The organism is Algiphilus sp. (genome assembly GCF_023145115.1).
Taxonomy (GTDB): Bacteria; Pseudomonadota; Gammaproteobacteria; order Nevskiales; family Nevskiaceae; genus Algiphilus.
On the sequence record NZ_JAGLEJ010000002.1, the window covers coordinates 68,381 to 85,974 of the forward strand.

A 17,594-nucleotide genomic window follows, 5' to 3' on the forward strand; every position below is an offset into this window, starting at 1 on the left:
AAGGGGGCGCTGATACATACCGAGAAAGCAGAGGAGCCTCAGCCGATGAGCAGCAATGTCCATCCCGTCCAGCCCGCCTGGCGCGAGGGCGCCAAGATCGACGCCGCAGGCTACGAGCGCATGTACGCGGACTCGGTGCGCGATCCGGAAGCGTTCTGGGCCGAGCACGGCAAGCGCGTCGACTGGATGAAGCCCTATTCGCAGATCAAGGACGTCAGTTACGACGCTTCCGATCTGCACATCCGCTGGTTCCACGACGGCGCGCTCAACGTGGCCGCCAACTGCATCGACCGGCACCTGGAGACGCGCGGCGACAAGACCGCGATCATCTGGGAGGGCGACGAGCCCACCGACGATGCCCGCATCACCTACCGCGAGCTGTTTGATCGGGTCTGCCGGCTGGGCAGCGCGATGCGCGACATGGGTGTCGCCAAGGGTGACGTCGTCACCATCTACATGCCCATGATTCCCGAGGCAGCCGTGGCCATGCTGGCCTGCGCGCGCATAGGCGCCATTCATTCGGTGGTCTTCGGTGGCTTCTCGCCGGACGCGCTCGCCGGCCGCATCGAGGACTGCGGCTCGAAGTGGGTGATCACCGCCGACGAGGGCGTGCGCGGCGGGCGCAGGATTCCGCTCAAGGCGAACGTCGACAAGGCGCTGGAGCAGGCCGGCGCCGCCAGCGTGCGGAAGGTCGTGGTGGTCGAGCGCACCGGCGGTGACATCGGCTGGTCCGACGGCCGGGATGTCTGGTACCACGAGGCCACCGCGGCCGCTTCCATCGACTGCCCGCCCGAGGAGATGAACGCCGAGGATCCGCTGTTCATCCTCTACACCAGCGGCTCCACCGGCAAGCCCAAGGGCGTGCTGCACACCTCCGGCGGCTATCTGGTCTACGCCAGCATGACGCACGAGTACGTCTTCGACTATCGCGAGGACGAGATCTACTGGTGCACGGCCGATGTCGGCTGGGTGACCGGGCACAGCTACATCGTCTATGGCCCGCTGGCCAACGGCGCGACCACGCTGATGTTCGAGGGCGTGCCGACCTATCCCGATTCCAGCCGCTGCTGGCAGGTCTGCGACAAGCACAAGGTCAACATCTTCTACACCGCGCCCACTGCCATCCGCGCGCTCATGCGCGAGGGTGACGAGCCGGTGACGAAGTGCGACCGCGGCAGCCTTCGCGTGCTGGGCACGGTCGGCGAGCCGATCAACCCCGAAGCCTGGGAGTGGTACTACCGGGTGGTCGGCGACAGCCGCTGCCCGATCGTCGATACCTGGTGGCAGACCGAAACCGGCGGCATCCTGATCTCGCCGCTGCCCGGTGCCACCGATCTGAAGCCGGGCTCCGCGACGCGGCCATTCTTCGGCGTCCAGCCGGCGCTGGTCGACAACGACGGCCATCTGCTGGAAGGCGCCACCGACGGCAATCTGGTGATCCTCGACTCCTGGCCGGGGCAGATGCGGACCGTCTACGGCGATCACGAGCGCTTCGTCACCACCTACTTCAGTACCTATCCGGGCCGCTACTTCAGCGGTGACGGCGCGCGGCGCGACGAGGACGGCTACTACTGGATCACGGGCCGTGTCGACGATGTGCTCAACATCTCCGGCCATCGCATGGGCACGGCCGAGATCGAGTCGGCGCTGGTCTCGCATGCCGAGGTCGCCGAAGCCGCCGTGGTGGGCTTCCCGCACGACATCAAGGGTCAGGGCATCTACGCCTACGTCAGCCTGGTGCTGGGCTCCGAGCCTTCGCCCGAGCTCGAGAAGGCGCTCATCCAGCACGTGCGCAACGAAATCGGTGCCATCGCGTCGCCGGATATCCTGCACTTCGCGCCGGGCCTGCCCAAGACGCGTTCCGGCAAGATCATGCGGCGCATCCTGCGCAAGATCGCCGAGGGCGAGTACGGCTCGCTGGGCGATACCTCGACGCTGGCCGACCCGGGCGTGGTCGATACGCTGGTCGAGGAGGCCAAGGCGCGATAGGCATGAGCACGGCGGCCGCCACGGTCATCGTCGCCGACGACCATCCGCTGTTCCGCGCCGCCCTGCGCGAGACGGTGGGACGGCTGCTGCCCGAAGCAGCGGTGGTCGAGGCGCAGGACATGGCCGCGCTGGAGTCGGCGGTGGATGCATGCCCGGAGGCCGATCTCGTGCTGCTCGATCTGCACATGCCGGGTGCGCACGGCTTCTCGTCGCTGGTCTTCCTGCGCGGTCATCATCCGAGCGTGCCGGTGATCGTGGTCTCCGCCGCCGAGGGCGCCGATGTCGTCCGGCGTGCCGCCGACTTCGGAGCGTCGGGCTTCATTCCGAAGTCCGCCAATCTGGAGGTCATCGCCGAGGCCGTGGCAGCGGTGCGTGACGGCAATCTCTGGTTTCCCGAAAGCGACGACGAGGACAGCGACGGCGGGGACATCGAGCTCGCCGAGCGTCTCGCCAGCTTGACGCCGCAGCAGTTCCGCGTGCTGATGATGATCGCCGGCGGTCTGCTCAACAAGCAGATCGCCTACGAACTCGATGTCTCGGAGGCCACCGTCAAGGCGCACGTCACCGCCATCCTGCGCAAGCTCGGTCTGTACAGTCGTACCCAGGCCGCGGTCATTGCCGAGCGGCTGCAGATCCATCCGCCGCGGGTCGCGGCCGACGCGCCGGCAGCATCCGGCTGAGCAGCGCCCGCAGGGCCGCCGGCTTGACCGGTTTGGCGAGGAAGCGCATCTCGACCTGCGTGGCGGCTTCGCGCGCGGCGGCCGAGTGGTCGGCGGTGACCAGCGCGGCGGGTGGCGCGCACTGCCAGTAGCGGCGCAGGCGCTCCATCACCGCATCACCGGTGGTGTCGTCCAGGTGATAGTCGATCAGCACGGCGTCGGGCGCCGTCGGGCACGCCGCAAGAGCCTGATCGCCGTCCGCGGCGGTGTGCACGCTGCATCCCCAGCGCGCGAGCAGGGCCGCCGTCGCGGCGAGCGTGTCGGGGTCGTTGTCGACGCACAGCACGGTCGCGCCCTGGAAATCGTGCGCGACCGTGCGTGGCCGCGATGGGACATCGGGGATTGCGGCGGTGGCCGCGCGGTCGACGTGCACCCGGAATACCGAGCCGCTGCCCATGCGCGAGTCCAGCGACAGCTCGTGACCGAGCAGCCGCGCGATGCGTTCGCTGATCGCCAGGCCGAGGCCGAGCCCGCGCTCGGCATGGGGTTCGTGCGGATGCAGGCGGCGGAATTCCTCGAATATCTCGCGTCGCTTGTCCGCCGGGATGCCGGGACCGGTATCCCATACTTCGATGATCAGGGCGCCGCCCCGTCGGCGACATCCCAGCAGCACGCGGCCGCGACCGGTATAGCGCAGGGCGTTGGTCAGCAGGTTCTGGATGATGCGCCGGAGCAGCACTTCATCGCTGCGGATCCAGGCCGAGCACGGAACGGTGCGCAGCACCAGGCCGCGCTCCTCGGCGATGGCGCGGCATTCCGTGGCCAGGGTGTCGAGCAGGGTCTGCACCGGAAAGGCGCGGATATCGGTCTTCTGGGCGCCGGCATCCAGTCGCGATATGTCGGAGAGGCCCTCCAGCAGCTGTTCCATGGCCGCCAGCGAGCGGCCGATGTTGCGGGCGGCGCCGCGCGTCTCGCCGTCCTCGGCCTGCTCCAGGGCGTGATTGAACAGGCGTGCGGCGTTGAGCGGCTGCGCCAGATCGTGCGTGGTCGCGGCCAGGAAACGGGTCTTGGAGAGGTTGGCGGCCTCGGCCTCCTGGCGGGCGCGGTGGGCATCCGCTTCCGCGTCCGTCAGCTCGCGGGTGCGGTCCGCAACCCGCTGCTCGAGCTCCTCGTTGACGCGCTGCAAGATCGATTCGGCGCGCTTGTAGGCGGTAATGTCCGAGAAGGTACTGACGAAGCCGCCGCCCGGCATCGGGTTGCCGGCGATCTCGATGACCCGGCCGTCCGGCATGCGGCGCTCGTGGCGGTACGGCGTGCCGTGCTGGAGATGCGCGAGCCGGCGCTTCACGGCGGCGTCCTCCGGCGTGTCGCCGAGCAGGCCGCGCTCGGCATTGTGGCGCACCAGCTTCTCCACCGGCGTACCTTCGCGCAGCAGGTCGTCGGGATAGTCGAAGAGCTTGGCGTAGGCGTCGTTCCACGCGGTCAGGCGCAGGTCGCGGTCGACCACGCTCACGCCCTGGTCCATGTGATCCAGGGTGGCGTGGAGCAGATCGCGGTTGAAGCGCACCGCGCGCGAGGTCTGCTCGATGATGTCGATGACCTCGCCGGTGCCGGGGTGGCGCAGGCGCTCGATGAGCACGCGGGCCGACGAAGCGCCCAGCGCGCTCGCCAGACAGCTTTCGCAGAAGCGGATGAACTCGGCGTCGGCACTGCCGCGCATGCGCCACGGTGCTTCGCGGCGCTCACCGTACTCGGCGATGAAGGCGCGTGTGCGCTCGGTGCCGAAGAAGCGCTCCAGCAGCACCACCAGATCGCTGATGCTGATGCTGCCGCTGCGCGCGCCGCTCGATTCGGGCTCGCGCAGCCCCATCAGGCGCGCGGTATGGGCCTGCTCGGTCAGTGTCGGTGCACCGAACAGCGAGCCGATGACCAGCAGCGCCACGTGCACCGCCAGGCTCCACGCGCTGCCGCTGACGATGATGTCCTGGGCCACCACTTCGGTGGCCGTGGCAGGGATCGTGGACGGCAGCAGCGTGGTCACGATCCAGACGGACATGCCGCCCACCAGTCCCGCGACGGCGCCGTTGCGGTTGGCGCGCGGCCAGAGCACGCCCGCTACCACCGGAGGAGCGAGGTGGGCGATGGCGCTGAAGCTGAGCAGGCCGATGAGGGCCAGCGGCAGCTGGGTCAGCATCAGGCGGTCGATGAGCCATGCGGCGAGCAGCAGCGCCACGATGGTCAGGCGTCGCGTGCGCAGCAGCAGGGCACCCAGGTTCTGCTCGGCGCGCTGGTAGCCGCGGCCGCGCAGCATCGCGGGCAGGATCAGCTCGTTGCTGAGCATGGTCGCGAGTGCCACGCAGGACACGATCACCATGCCGGTGGCGGCCGAGAATCCCCCCAGGAAGGCCAGCAACGCAATCGCCGGCGCGTCGCCCGCCTGCGGCAGCGCGAGCACGAAGCGGTCCGCATCCACGTCGCCGAGCGCGACGCCCGCCGCCGCCAGCGGCAGGACGAAGCCGGCGAACACCAGCAGGTAGAGCGGGAACAGCCAGCGTGCCCGGCGCACTTCGCGCTCGCCGGTGTTCTCCACGACCATGAGGTGGAACTGCCGCGGCAGCACGATCACCGCCGCCCCGGCCAGCACCGTCTGTACCCAGAACGGCGGTGCCGTGAACTGGGCGATGTCGACCGCGCTCAGCGCCGAGACCGCCTCCACGCTGCCGCCGATGCCGCCCAGGCGCCAGACGGCGAAGATGCCCACGGTGATGAAGGCGAGCAGCTTCAGCAGCGACTCGACCGCGACCGCCAGCACCATGCCGTGGTGGCTCTCGGTGCTGGCGATGTGGCGCGTGCCGAACAGCATCGCGAACACCGCCAGCAGGATGGTGATCAGGGTGACGCCGTGCAGACCGTCGCCCATGGTGCCGCCGTCACTGGCCAGCACCTCGAAGCCCAGCGAGATCCCGCGCAGCTGCAGCGCGAGGTAGGGCAGTCCGGCGAGCAGCGCGATCAGGGTGGCACCGGCGGCCAGGCGCGCATCGTTGCCGAAGCGGGCGCCGATGAAGTCGGCCACCGAAGTCAGCTGTGCGGTCTTGCACATGCGGATGAGGCGGCGCAGCAGCGGCATGCCGAGCACGAAGACCAGTGCCGGCCCCAGGTAGATCGGGAGATAGCTCCAGCCGTCGTCGGCCGCTCGTCCGACGGCACCGTAGAAGGTCCACGCCGTGCAGTAGACCGCGAGTGCCAGCGCGTAGGCCCAGGGGCGCTGGCGGCGCGGGCGGGTGCGCGCCCGATGGTCCGCCACCCACGCGATGACGAACAGCGCGCCGACATAGATGCCGGCCAGAGTCAGCAGCTGCCAGGACGTGAACACGCGGCGCTCCCCGGTCCCCTCCGGATGGCGGCGTCAGCTCGTGGGCCGGCCGCCCGTTCGACCCAGTCTAGCGATCCCCCGGGGCGGGCGTGCAATGCGCAAAAAAATCCCCGCCCGGGGGGAGGGCGGGGGAACCGGACTGCTTCCAGCGGGGAGAACAGCTTCCGGAGTCTGGAGAGACACGTGATGGGCTATGCGCCTATCAACCCATCTGACGCGTGGGACAGGAATGAGTTCCACGCGCAGGCGAATTTTTTCGCGTCGTCGCGGAATGGCCGCTGAATCAGGGCCTCAGCGATCCGGGCAGGGCATCTCCGAAACTGCGCTCCCGGTGCCAGTCGGGACCCAGGTTGCCGCGCAGCATGGCCCAGTAGAGCCGCGGCAGGTAGCTGCGCTTGAGCCACCAGTAGGCCTTGCGTGGGCGCCGCGGGTCGAGCGGGAAGCTGGGCATCAGGCGCCCGTCGTAGCCGAATTCCGCGAGCAGCACACGCCCCTTCGACGTGGTGAGCGGACAGGAGGCATACCCGTCGTAGTGCTCGACCGCATCGCGGTCCTCCATGGCGGAAAGCAGGTTGGCCGCCAGTACCGGGGCCTGCGCACGCACCGCCGCCGCCGTCTTGCTGTTGGGCGTATTGCTGCAGTCCCCCAGCGCGAAGACCTGCGGGTAGCGCACGTGGCGCAGGGTTTGGCGGTCGACATCGACCCAGCCACCGGCGTCGGCCAGCGCGCTCTCGCGCAGGAAGGCCGGTGCCGACTGGGGCGGTACCACGTGGAGCATGTCGAACGCGAGATCGGTCTCGCGGGTGCTCTCGCCCTCGGTGACCCGGAAGCGAGCCCGTCGTGCGTCGCCGTCCACCGCGATCAGCTCGTGCCCGAACATCGGTGCGATGCCGTAGTGGGCCACCACTTCATCGAGCGCTCGGGCATAGAAGGGCACGCCGAACATCGCCTGACCGGGCAGTGCGAAGCGGATGTCGGCCGGAACCGCATTGCGACGGAGATGGTCGGCGGCAAGGTACATGGCCTTCTGGGGTGCGCCCGCGCACTTGATGGGCATCTGCGGCTGCGTGAACAGGGCGCGTCCGCCGCTGAAGCGCTGGATGCACGCCCAGGTGTACGGCGCCATATCCACGCGGTAGTTGCTGGTCACGCCGTTGCGGCCGAGGCTCTCCTGCAGCCCGGGGATGGCGTCCCAGTCGATCCGGATGCCGGCAGCGACCACCAGCCAGCCGTATCCGACGCGGGTGCCGTCGGCGAGCGCCACCGTCCGCGCCTCGGGGTCGACGGCGACCGCGCGCTGCTGCAGCCAGCGCACGCCCTCGGGCACCAAGTCGGCCATCGGCCGCCCGGTTGCGGCGATGTCGTAGGCACCGCCGCCGACCAGCGTCCATGCCGGTTGATAGTAGTGCGTGTCACTGGGCTCGACGAGCGCGATGTCGAGATCGGGGCGCGCCCGCTTCAGCAGCGCGGCCACGGTCATGCCGGCGGCGCCGCCGCCGATGATGACGACGACGTGGGAGGGAGGAGTATTCATGGCGACCTCGGGGCGATGGGGGCAGACTATCATTAGTGGAATAACAATATATCAATAATGGAATATAATGCACGCATGCCCCACGGAGTCCCCGACATGCTCTTCCGCCAGTTCTTCGATCCCGCATCCAGTACCTATACCTACCTGCTCGCTTCCGGCGTCGGCCGCGAGGGTCTGATCATCGATCCGGTCAAGGAGCAGGCGGCGCAGTACCTCACCGCCATCGAGCAGCTCGACCTCAAGCTCGTGCGCGCCATCGACACCCACACCCACGCCGATCACGTCACGGCGCTGGGCGACCTGCGCGATGCGACCGGCTGCGTCACGCTCATGGGCGAGTTCACCCGGGCCGAGTGCGTTTCCGATCACGTGCGCGAGAACGATCTCATCGATGTGGATGGCGTGCGCCTGCGCGCGCTCTATACCCCCGGCCACACCAACGAGTCGTTCAGCTTCGTGCTCGACCCGGACGATCCGCGCGGCGTCTTCACCGGCGATGTCCTGCTCATCCGCGGCACCGGTCGAACCGACTTCCAGGGCGGGGATCCGCATCGCAGCTGGGATTCCATCGTCAACAAGCTGTTCCGGCTGCCCGACGATGCCCTGGTCTGGCCGGCGCACGACTACAAGGGGTGGACCGCCTCGAGCATCGGCGAGGAGCGCCAGCACAACCCGCGACTTGCGGGCAAGACGGAAGCGGAGTACATCGCCATCATGAACGGACTCGACCTCCCCGACCCGAAGATGATGGATGTAGCGATCCCTGCCAACCTCGCCTGCGGACAGGCCTGATCCGCCCGTGCGCCTGACGCTGCTCGACGACCTGCGCGCGCTCACCCCGGCGCGCGCGGGCGACGATCTGCTGGCGGGCAGCATCACTGCGGTGCTGCTCGTGCCACAGGCGCTGGCGTATGCGCTGCTGGCGGGGCTGCCGCCGGAAATGGGGCTGTACGCGAGCATCCTGCCGCCGGTGGTGTACGCGCTGCTCGGCAGCAGCCGGACCCTGGCGGTCGGTCCGGTGGCAGTGGCGGCGGCCATGGTTGCTGCGGCGCTGCATGGCTGGGCCGGTGACGATGCCGCGCGCTACGTGGCGGGTGCGGTCCTGCTCGCGGCGCTCAGCGGCGGGGTGTTGCTGGCGATGGCGGCACTGCGCCTGGGCTGGCTGACGCATTTCGTCAGTCACCCGGTGCTTTCCGGCTTCGTCACCGGTGCGGCGATCTTCATCATCGGCACCCAGCTCGCCGGGCTTTCCGGAATCGACACACCCGACGGGCTGCACTTCGCCGCCGAACTCCGTCAACTCGCGGCCGGTATGGATCAGGGCCATGCTCCGACACTGCTCTACGGCGTCGGCAGCCTGGTACTGCTGATCCTGGCGCGCCGTCCACTCGTGGCCGCCCTGACCGGCATGGGCATGCCGGAGGCGCGCGCCGGCATGGTCGCCCGTCTGGCGCCCCTGGCGATCGTCATCGGCGCCACGGCGATCTCCGCATTCACCGGCGCGGACGAGGCCGGCGTCCGGACGGTCGGCCGGATAGCCGGCGATCTGCCGGGGTTCTCGATCACCGGCTGGTGGCTGCCCGGCTGGTGGCAACTGCTGCCGTCGGCCGTTCTGATCGCGCTGGTGGGCTATGTCGAGAGCGTATCGGTTGCGCGCACGCTGGCCCTGCGCCGGCGCGAGGCCGTGGACGCCGACCGCGAGCTGGTCGGTCTGGGCGGCGCCAACATCGCCGCGGCGTTCTCCGGCGCGATGCCGGCGGCGGGCGGCTTCTCGCGCTCGATGGTGAACTTCGACGCCGGCGCGCGCAGCCAGCTTGCCGCCCTCGTGACCGCCGGCTGGGTACTGCTCATCACGCTGTTCTTCGGCGGCGCGCTGGCGCCGCTGCCCTACGCGGTGCTGTCGGCCATCATCGTGGTGGCGGTATGGCAGCTCATCGATCTCGGGTCCGTGGTGCGCACCTGGCGCTTCGACCGCGGCGACGGCGCCGCCCAGGCGATCACCATCGCGGGTGTGCTGGCGCTGGGCATCGAGGCCGGGCTGGTGCTGGGCGTGGCCTGTGCGCTGGCGGTTTTCCTGTACCGCACCAGCCGGCCCCACATCGCGGTCATCGGCCGGGTTCCGGACACCGAGCACTTCCGCAACATCCATCGCCACGTGGTCGAGACCTGGCCGCATCTGCTGATCGTGCGCGTCGACGAGTCGCTCTACTTCGCCAGCAGCCCCCGCGTGCACGACACGCTGCAGGCGCTGGTGTCGCATCATGATCACGCGTTGCGCGATGTCGTGCTGGTGCTCTCGGGTGTCAACGCGGTCGATGCCAGCGGCGTCGAGATGCTGGAGCATCTCAACGACGAGCTCGCGAGGCTGGGCATTCACCTGCATCTCGCGGAAGTGAAGGGGCCGGTACAGGATCAGCTCAACCGCAGCGCGCTCCCCGCCATGCTCGGTTCCGGGCGCGTGCACCTTTCCGCGCAGGCTGCCGTGGAGGCGCTGGCGCCCGGAACGGGCCCGGGCGATCCGGGGGCGAATGCGGGGATGGACGGCTGAGGGAAACCCGGTCCGCAAGATCGGGAAGCGGTGACACTGCGGGTGTCGGGCGGGGTCAGCGTATTCGTTTCAGCCGGATGGACCGGTCGCCCGTCCGTGTTCCGGCGTTGTCTCCGCGTGCTTGCATCGAGACGCCGCCCCGATATTGATATACTGTCACCGCATTGTGCGGTTGTATTGTCAGGGCGCCCGCGTGGCGCGATGGGACCTACGGAAGTACGGCCCTCGGTCGATCGCCCGTACCGCGGGCGTGCCGGTACACTGCGCGCGCCATGATCACCGCCTCCCACCTCACGCTCCGTCGCGGCGAGCACGTCCTGTTCTCCGATGCCGGCTTTACCCTGCACGCGGGCTGGCGCGTGGGGCTCGTCGGGCGCAACGGCTGCGGCAAGTCGAGCCTGTTCGAGATGATGCTGGGCCGGATCAGCCCCGATCAGGGCGATCTGAGCCTGCAGCGCGGGATCGACATCGCCACCGTGGCGCAGGAAACGCCGGCGCTGGCGCAGTCGGCACTGGACTACGCGCTGGATGGCGACGTCGAGCTGCGCCGGCTGGAGGCCGAGCTGGAGCCGGCCAATGCCGCCGGCGACGGCGAGGCCATCGGCCGCATCCACGAGCGCCTGCATGCCATCGGCGGCTACGCCGCGCGCTCGCGTGCGGCACGGCTGCTCGACGGACTCGGGTTCGACACCGCCGTGCAGGAAGCGCCGGTCTCGGCGTTCTCGGGCGGCTGGCGCATGCGCCTGAATCTGGCGCAGGCACTGATGCGCCGCGCCGATCTCATGCTGCTCGACGAGCCGACCAACCACCTCGATCTGGATGCCGTGCTCTGGGTGCAGGAATGGCTGCGCCACTTCCAGGGCACGCTGGTGGTGGTCTCGCACGATCGCGACTTCCTCGACGCCGTTACCGATCACACGCTGCACATCGGCAACGGGGCGGTCACCCTGTACGACGGCAACTTCTCCAGCTTCGAGCGCCAGCGCGCCGAGCATCTCGCCCAGCAGGCCGCGCAGCACGCCAAGCAGCAGGCCCAGCTGGCGCACATGCAGGCCTTCGTCGACCGCTTCCGCGCCCAGGCCACCAAGGCGCGGCAGGCGCAGTCCCGCCTCAAGGCGATGGAGCGCATGCAGCAGGTGGCGCCGGTGCGCGCCGAGGCCGAGTTCCGCTTCAGCTTTCCGAAGGCGGACAGCGTGCCGTCGCCCCTGCTGCGCATGGACGGCGCGCGCGCGGCCTACGGCGACACCACGGTGCTGCGCGATCTCAAGCTCGGACTGGAGCCGGGCGACCGCGTCGGTCTGCTCGGTCGCAATGGTGCCGGCAAGTCGACCCTGGTCAAGCTCATGGGCGGGCGGCTGCAGCCCGCCTCCGGCCAGCTCATGCGGGCACCCGGACTGCGCGTGGGCTATTTCGACCAGCACCAGGTCGATGCGCTCGACCCCCGGGCGTCGCCGATGCTGCTGATGCAGCGGCTCGATCCCGAGGCGCGCGATCAGCCGTTGCGCAACTGGCTGGGGCGCTTCCACTTCCAGGGCGACCGTGTCTTCCAGCCCATTGCACCGCTCTCGGGCGGCGAGAAGGCGCGCCTCGGCCTGGCGATGCTGGTCTACCAGCAACCCAACCTGCTGCTGCTGGACGAGCCCACCAACCATCTCGACATGGACATGCGCTCGGCGCTGGAGGAAGCGCTGCTCAGCTTCGAGGGTGCCATGGTGCTGGTCACCCACGACCGCCATCTGGTGGGCACGACCTGCGACCGGCTGTGGCTGGTGGCGGGTGGCGGATGCCGCCCCTTCGACGGCGATCTCGACGACTACGCACGCTGGCTGCTCTCCAGCGACAGCCGCGACGGTGCCGGCGACGGCGGCAGCAAGCCCGCGCGCAGCGCGCAGGAGACCAAGTCCCTGCGCGCGACCGTACGGCGGCTCGAGCGCGACATGGAACGCCAGAACCAGAAGCTGCAGGCGATCGAGGCCGAGCTCGCCGATCCCGCGCTCTACGACGGCAGCCAGAAGCAGAAGATCGCCCGTCTCGAGCGCGAGCGCAGCGAGCTGCGCGCCAGCCTCGCCGAGGTCGAGGCGCTCTGGCTGGAGGCTGCCGAGACGCTCGAATCCGGGTGACGCGCCGAGAGCTGGCGTCAAAAGCGGGTTAGCCACAGATTACATAGATTTTCGGGATTTTTTTGCTGGTGGCGCTGGCTTCGCCAGCGCACACCAGAACCGAAAATAATCGGTGCAATCTGTGAAATCTGTGGTTCCAGTCTCTTTCCCACATCCAGACCTCCCATGCTTCAGGCCCAGCAACTCGAGTTATTCTTCGGCACCACCGCGATCCTCGACGGCGTCGACCTCGCCATCGAGCGGGGCGAGCGCGTCTGCCTGGTCGGCCGCAACGGCACCGGCAAGTCGACCCTCCTGAAGGTGCTCGCCGGCGAAGTGGCGGTCGACAGCGGCGAGATCCGGCATCAGGGCAGCCTGCGCGTGGCCCGGCTGGAGCAGAGTCTGCCCGCTCGCGAGCCCAAGCCGGTCTACACGGTGGTGGCCGAGGGGCTGGGCGAGGCCGGCCGCGCCGTGGCCGAGTATCACCGCCTGATCAGCGAGGAGCCGGACGATCTCGATGCCCTGGCCCGGGCCCAGGCCGCCGTGGAGGCGGCCGACGGCTGGACCCTCGACAACCGCGTGGCAACGGTGCTGTCGCGCATGGACCTCGACGGCGATGCGCGCTGCGACCGGCTCTCGGGCGGACAGCGCCGGCGGGTGGCGCTGGCGCGCGCGCTGGTCACCGAGCCGGACCTGCTGCTGCTCGACGAGCCCACCAATCATCTCGACATCGACGCCATCCGCTGGATGGAGGACTTCCTCCTCGAATGGCCCGGGACGCTGATCTTCATCACCCACGACCGAGCCTTCCTGCGACGGCTGGCCACGCGCATCGTCGAGCTGGACCGTGGCCACCTGACCAGCTGGCCAGGAGACTACGACACCTATCTCGCCCGCAAGGCCGAGGCGCTGGCCGCCGAGGAAGCCGAGCGCGCGCGCTTCGACAAGAAGCTTGCCGAGGAGGAGGTCTGGATCCGCAAGGGCATCCAGGCGCGGCGCACCCGCAACGAGGGCCGGGTGCGCGCGCTGCAGGCGATGCGCGCAGAGGCGGCGCAGCGCCGCGAGCGTCAGGGTGGGGCGCGGATCAGCGTCTCGGAGGCCGAGCGTTCCGGCAAGCTGGTGGTGGAGGCCGAGAACGTCGCCTTCGCCTGGGAGAAGCAGTCGGTGGTGCGCGACTTCACCGCGACCATCCTGCGCGGCGAGAAGATCGGTCTCATCGGCCCCAACGGCGTCGGCAAGACCACGCTGCTCCGGTTGCTGCTGGGACAGATCGAGCCGCAGTCGGGCCGCATCCGTCTCGGCACGAAGCTGGAGACCGCCTATTTCGATCAGTTGCGCGCCGGTCTGGATCCGGAGCGCTCGGTCGCGGACAACATCGGCGAGGGGCGTGACTTCGTCGAGCTGGCCGGGGGGCGCAAGCACGTCATCGGCTATCTGCAGGATTTCCTGTTCACTCCCGATCGCGCGCGCAGTCCCGTCAAGTCGCTCTCCGGCGGCGAGACCAGCCGCGTGCTGCTCGCTCAGCTCTTCGCCAGACCCTCCAACATGCTGGTGCTGGACGAGCCCACCAACGATCTCGATGTCGAGACGCTGGACCTGCTCGAGGAACGGCTCATCGAGTACCAGGGCACCGTGCTGGTGGTCAGCCACGATCGTGCCTTCATCGACAACGTTGCCACGCGCAGCTTCGTCTTCACGGGAGGTGGCCGCGTCGAGGACGTGGTCGGTGGTTACAGCGACTGGCAGCGCCAGTGCGCGCGCACCGCGCCGGCATCGGCCCGGGCGTCGAAGAAGGCGGCATCGGCGCCGCGCAAGCCCGAACAGGATCGCGAAGTCCGCAGGCTGACGCGGCGGATCGAAGCACTCGAGGCCGAACAGGCCGAACTCGGACTGCTGCTGGCCGACGGCGCCCTCTACCGCGACGATCCCGAGCGCGCGGCGACCACGCAGCAGCGGCTCGGCGCCATCGCGGAGGAGCTGGAAGCGGCCTACGCGCGCTGGGAAGCGCTCGAAGGGTAGCGGCGCGCCATCGCAACGCCCCGATGAGCGCCCGCGACGGCGGGCAGGGGGCAGCGGTGTCGATGGCGGATGCGCGCCGGGACCGGGACCCCGGAGCCGACCCGCTTCCCCGAAGGACGGGGAAGCGGGTCGGCCATCATCGTCAGGTCTGCGTGGGTGCGGTACCGGCCTTCTGTTCGCGCAGCTCGTTGCGCAAGCCGAGCGCGACCGAGAAGGTCAGGATGAGCAGCACGATGGCGAAGGGCAGGCCGGTGGTGATGGCCGCCGCCTGCAGCGAGGCGAGGCCGCCGCCGACCAGCAGCGCGATCGCCACCAGACCCTCGAAGGTGCACCAGAACACGCGCTGCGCGACCGGGGCGTCGAGCTTGCCGCCGGCGGTGATGGTGTCGATGACCAGCGAGCCCGAGTCCGAGGACGTCACGAAGAACACGATCACCAGCACGATGCCGATGAAGCTGGTCACCGCGGTCAGCGGCAACGCTTCCAGCATCGCGAACAGCGACAGCTCCGGGGTGTAGTCGCTCACTGTCTTGGCCACGCCCTCGTAGCCGGTGTTCAGGTACTGGCGCACGGCGGTGCCGCCGAAGGCGGTCATCCACAGGATCGACACCACGGTCGGCACCAGCAGCACGCAGGTCACGAACTCGCGCACCGTGCGGCCGCGCGACACGCGCGCGATGAACATGCCGACGAAGGGCGACCACGAGATCCACCAGGCCCAGTAGAACGTGGTCCAGCCGTGCATGAAGTCGGTGTCCTCGCGTCCGATCGGATTGCTCAGCGGCACGATCTCGCGGGCGTAGGCCGCGGCCGCGCCGAAGAAGCCGGTGAACACCTCCAGTGCGCCGCCGACGGCGATCACGAAGATCAGCAGCACCAGCGCCAGCACCATGTTGATCTCGCTGAGGCGCTTGACGCCGCCATCGAGACCGCGCATGACCGAGATCAGCGCCACCGTGGTGATGCCGATGATCAGGACGACCTGCGTGAGCACGCCCTCGGGCGTGTCGAACAGGTAGTTCAGACCGGCGCCCGCCTGCTGTGCGCCGAGCCCCAGCGAGGTGGCCAGCCCGAACAGGGTGGCGAAGACGGCGAGGATGTCGATGAGGTCCCCCGGCCAGCCCCAGACCCGGTTGCCGAGCAGCGGGTAGAAGGCCGAGCGGATGGTCAGCGGCAGGCCGCGGTTGAAGGTGAAGAAGGCCAGCGCCAGCGCCACCACCGCGTAGATCGCCCACGGGTGAAGCCCCCAGTGGAAGATGGTGCCGGCCATGCCGGCGGCCACCGCGCGCTGGGTATCGGCCGGGTCGACGCCCAGCGGCGGGTTCTGGAAGTGGTACATCGGCTCCAGGACGCCGAAGAACATCAGGCCGATGCCCATGCCGGCCGCGAACAGCATCGCGAACCATCCCCCGTATCCGTAGTCGGGGACCGCATCGGGTCCGCCCAGCCGGATCCTGCCCCAGGGCGATACCAGCAGGAACAGGCAGAAGAGCACGAAGATGTTGCCCGCCCCCATGAACACCCAGTCGAACGTGGACGTGATCCACGGCCGGAGGTCGCCGAGCATGTGCTCCGCGTGCGTGCTGAACAGCATCGCGTAGATCACGAACAGCACGATAATGCCGCCGGAAACCGCGAATACCGGATTGTGGATATCCAGACCGAAGATCTGGATGTTGTCCTGCCCGATCTCGTAGTCGACATCGGGATTGTCCGGCACCTTCTCTGCCACGTCTTCGCTCATCGTTCTCTCCTCGTTGTTCCGTCAGCCGGCCACCATCGGCGAATCGAGCCGGCTGGACTCAAGCTCCCATGGATCCCTCGCGGCCCCGTCTCCCCCGGGCCGCCGCGGCCACCATATCGCACCTGAACGGCCCGTTACCAAGTTGGTGGCTCTACACCGCTTCGGCGGCGGTCGTACCGCACGCTGGGCGTGGCGCGCGCGGGCGCGTATAGTGCGCGGCCCTCCATCCCGCTGGCGCGCCGCGCGCCGGGGCTCCGCATGCCGTTTTCCTCCCTCGGTCTGGGCGCTGCGCTGACGCGCAACTGCGCCGAGGCCGGATATACCGCCCCGACGCCCATCCAGGCCCGCGCCATCCCCGAGATCCTCGCCGGGCGCGATCTCATCGCCTGCGCGCAGACCGGTACCGGCAAGACCGCGGCATTCGTGCTGCCGTTGCTGCAGCGGCTTTCCAGCGAGCCGGCGCCATCGGGCGCCCGCACGCCGCGTGCGCTGGTGCTGGCGCCGACCCGCGAGCTGGCCGCGCAGATCGCCGCGTCGGCGCGGGCCAGCGGCGCCGGCCTCAACGTGCGCAACCTCGCCGTCTTCGGCGGGGTCAGCCCGCGGCCGCAGAGTCAGGCGCTGGCGCGCGGCATCGACCTGCTCGTTGCCACGCCGGGCCGGCTGCTCGATCTGCATGCCCAGGGTGCCGTCAAGCTCTCCGCGGTCCGGCACGTGGTCCTCGACGAGGCCGACCGCATGCTCGACATGGGTTTCATCCACGACCTCCGGCGCATTCTCAAGCTGCTGCCCGAAGTGCGCCAGACCATGCTGTTCTCCGCCACCTTCGCCGACGACGTGCGCGCGCTCGCCGAGCGCTTCCTGCGCGAGCCGGCCGAGGTCAGCATCACGCCGGAGATGCCGGCATCGGAAGGCGTCGCCCAGCACAGCATTCGCGTGCCGCGTGCGCACAAGCGCGCGCTGCTCGCCTGGCTGATCGGGCAGCATCCCGAGTGGGATCGCGTGCTGGTCTTCGCGCGCACCAAGCACGGCGCCGACAAGGTGGCGCGACAGCTCAGCGCCGACGGCATCCCGGCGGCGCCGCTGCATGGCGGCAAGTCGCAGGGCGCGCGTACCCGCGTGCTGGACGCCTTCCGCGGCGGCACCACGCGCGTGCTGGTGGCGACCGACGTCGCCGGCCGCGGCATCGACGTGCCGCTGCTGCCCAGCGTCATCAACTTCGATCTGCCGAACGTGCCCGAGGACTACGTTCATCGCATCGGCCGCACGGCCCGCGCGGGGGCGACCGGCGTCGCCATCGCCCTGGTCACGCCCGAGGACGTCGAGCACCTGCAGCGGGTCGAGCGCCATCTGGGGCGGAAGCTGCCGGCCTACGACGTCGCCGGGTTCGCGCCACCGGCCTCGGCGCCGGCCGAGCAGCCGGCGCCGGGCGCGGGCAAGAAGGCGGCCCCGCGGCCCGGAAGCGGCAGCAAGCCGCGGTCGCGCGGCAATCAGGGCAAGCCCGGCGCCGCCCGGAAGAGCGGGCGTGGCGGGCAGCGCCGCGACGGCGGCGGGCAGAAGCCGCGCGCACGCTCGGGCGGCCGGCGGCAGGGCGGAGGGCGCGGGCAGGGCTGACCCGCTGGGGCGGCGGGC

Annotated in this window: 10 protein-coding genes; 7 read left to right on the forward strand and 3 right to left on the reverse strand. The window is 69.6% G+C overall.

Translation table 11 applies throughout. The features are described from left to right. Window positions 1-45: 45 nt before the first annotated feature. Both acs and KAH28_RS00975 read left to right on the forward strand, forming a co-directional pair. On the forward strand, window positions 46-1,989 hold the full coding sequence (gene acs, locus KAH28_RS00970) for an acetate--CoA ligase (protein WP_290573931.1): 1,944 nt from the start codon (window positions 46-48) through the stop codon (window positions 1,987-1,989). 2 nt (window positions 1,990-1,991) lie between these two features. Next, window positions 1,992-2,669 (forward strand): response regulator transcription factor, encoded by a 678-nt coding sequence (locus KAH28_RS00975; RefSeq protein ID WP_290573932.1) that lies wholly within the window; start codon window positions 1,992-1,994, stop codon window positions 2,667-2,669. Here the strand turns inward: KAH28_RS00975 and KAH28_RS00980 are convergent. Together KAH28_RS00980 and KAH28_RS00985 are read right to left on the reverse strand one after the other, a co-directional pair. After that, complete coding sequence (locus KAH28_RS00980; protein WP_290573933.1) at window positions 2,602-6,021, reverse strand: NahK/ErcS family hybrid sensor histidine kinase/response regulator; 3,420 nt, start codon at window positions 6,019-6,021, stop codon at window positions 2,602-2,604. The genes KAH28_RS00975 and KAH28_RS00980 overlap by 68 nt on opposite strands. A 283-nt stretch (window positions 6,022-6,304) precedes the next feature. Next, the gene (locus KAH28_RS00985; protein WP_290573934.1) at window positions 6,305-7,555 is read right to left on the reverse strand and encodes an FAD/NAD(P)-binding oxidoreductase; all 1,251 of its coding nucleotides are present in this window, start codon (window positions 7,553-7,555) and stop codon (window positions 6,305-6,307) included. A 96-nt stretch (window positions 7,556-7,651) separates the two neighbouring features. Between KAH28_RS00985 and KAH28_RS00990 the strand changes: the two genes are divergently transcribed. The 4 genes from KAH28_RS00990 (at window position 7,652) to KAH28_RS01005 (ending at window position 14,221) form a co-directional block, all read left to right on the forward strand. After that, window positions 7,652-8,347: an MBL fold metallo-hydrolase gene (locus KAH28_RS00990; protein WP_290573935.1), complete on the forward strand. Its 696-nt coding sequence runs from the start codon at window positions 7,652-7,654 to the stop codon at window positions 8,345-8,347. A 7-nt stretch (window positions 8,348-8,354) separates the two neighbouring features. Further along, window positions 8,355-10,103 carry a SulP family inorganic anion transporter gene (sulP, locus tag KAH28_RS00995; protein ID WP_290573936.1) on the forward strand — a complete coding sequence of 583 codons (1,749 nt, stop codon included), beginning with the start codon at window positions 8,355-8,357 and terminating at the stop codon, window positions 10,101-10,103. 272 nt (window positions 10,104-10,375) lie between these two features. Next, entirely contained in the window at window positions 10,376-12,223 is a 1,848-nt protein-coding gene (locus KAH28_RS01000; protein ID WP_290573937.1) for an ATP-binding cassette domain-containing protein, read from the forward strand. A gap of 165 nt (window positions 12,224-12,388) precedes the next feature. Continuing rightward, window positions 12,389-14,221, forward strand: coding sequence for an ATP-binding cassette domain-containing protein (locus KAH28_RS01005; protein ID WP_290573938.1), 1,833 nt, complete (start codon window positions 12,389-12,391; stop codon window positions 14,219-14,221). A gap of 142 nt (window positions 14,222-14,363) precedes the next feature. Here KAH28_RS01005 and KAH28_RS01010 read toward each other — a convergent pair whose 3' ends face one another. Further along, complete coding sequence (locus KAH28_RS01010) at window positions 14,364-15,965, reverse strand: BCCT family transporter (protein WP_290573939.1); 1,602 nt, start codon at window positions 15,963-15,965, stop codon at window positions 14,364-14,366. A gap of 258 nt (window positions 15,966-16,223) precedes the next feature. Between KAH28_RS01010 and KAH28_RS01015 the strand changes: the two genes are divergently transcribed. Continuing rightward, entirely contained in the window at window positions 16,224-17,576 is a 1,353-nt protein-coding gene (locus tag KAH28_RS01015; RefSeq protein WP_290573940.1) for a DEAD/DEAH box helicase, read from the forward strand. Window positions 17,577-17,594: the final 18 nt, after the last annotated feature.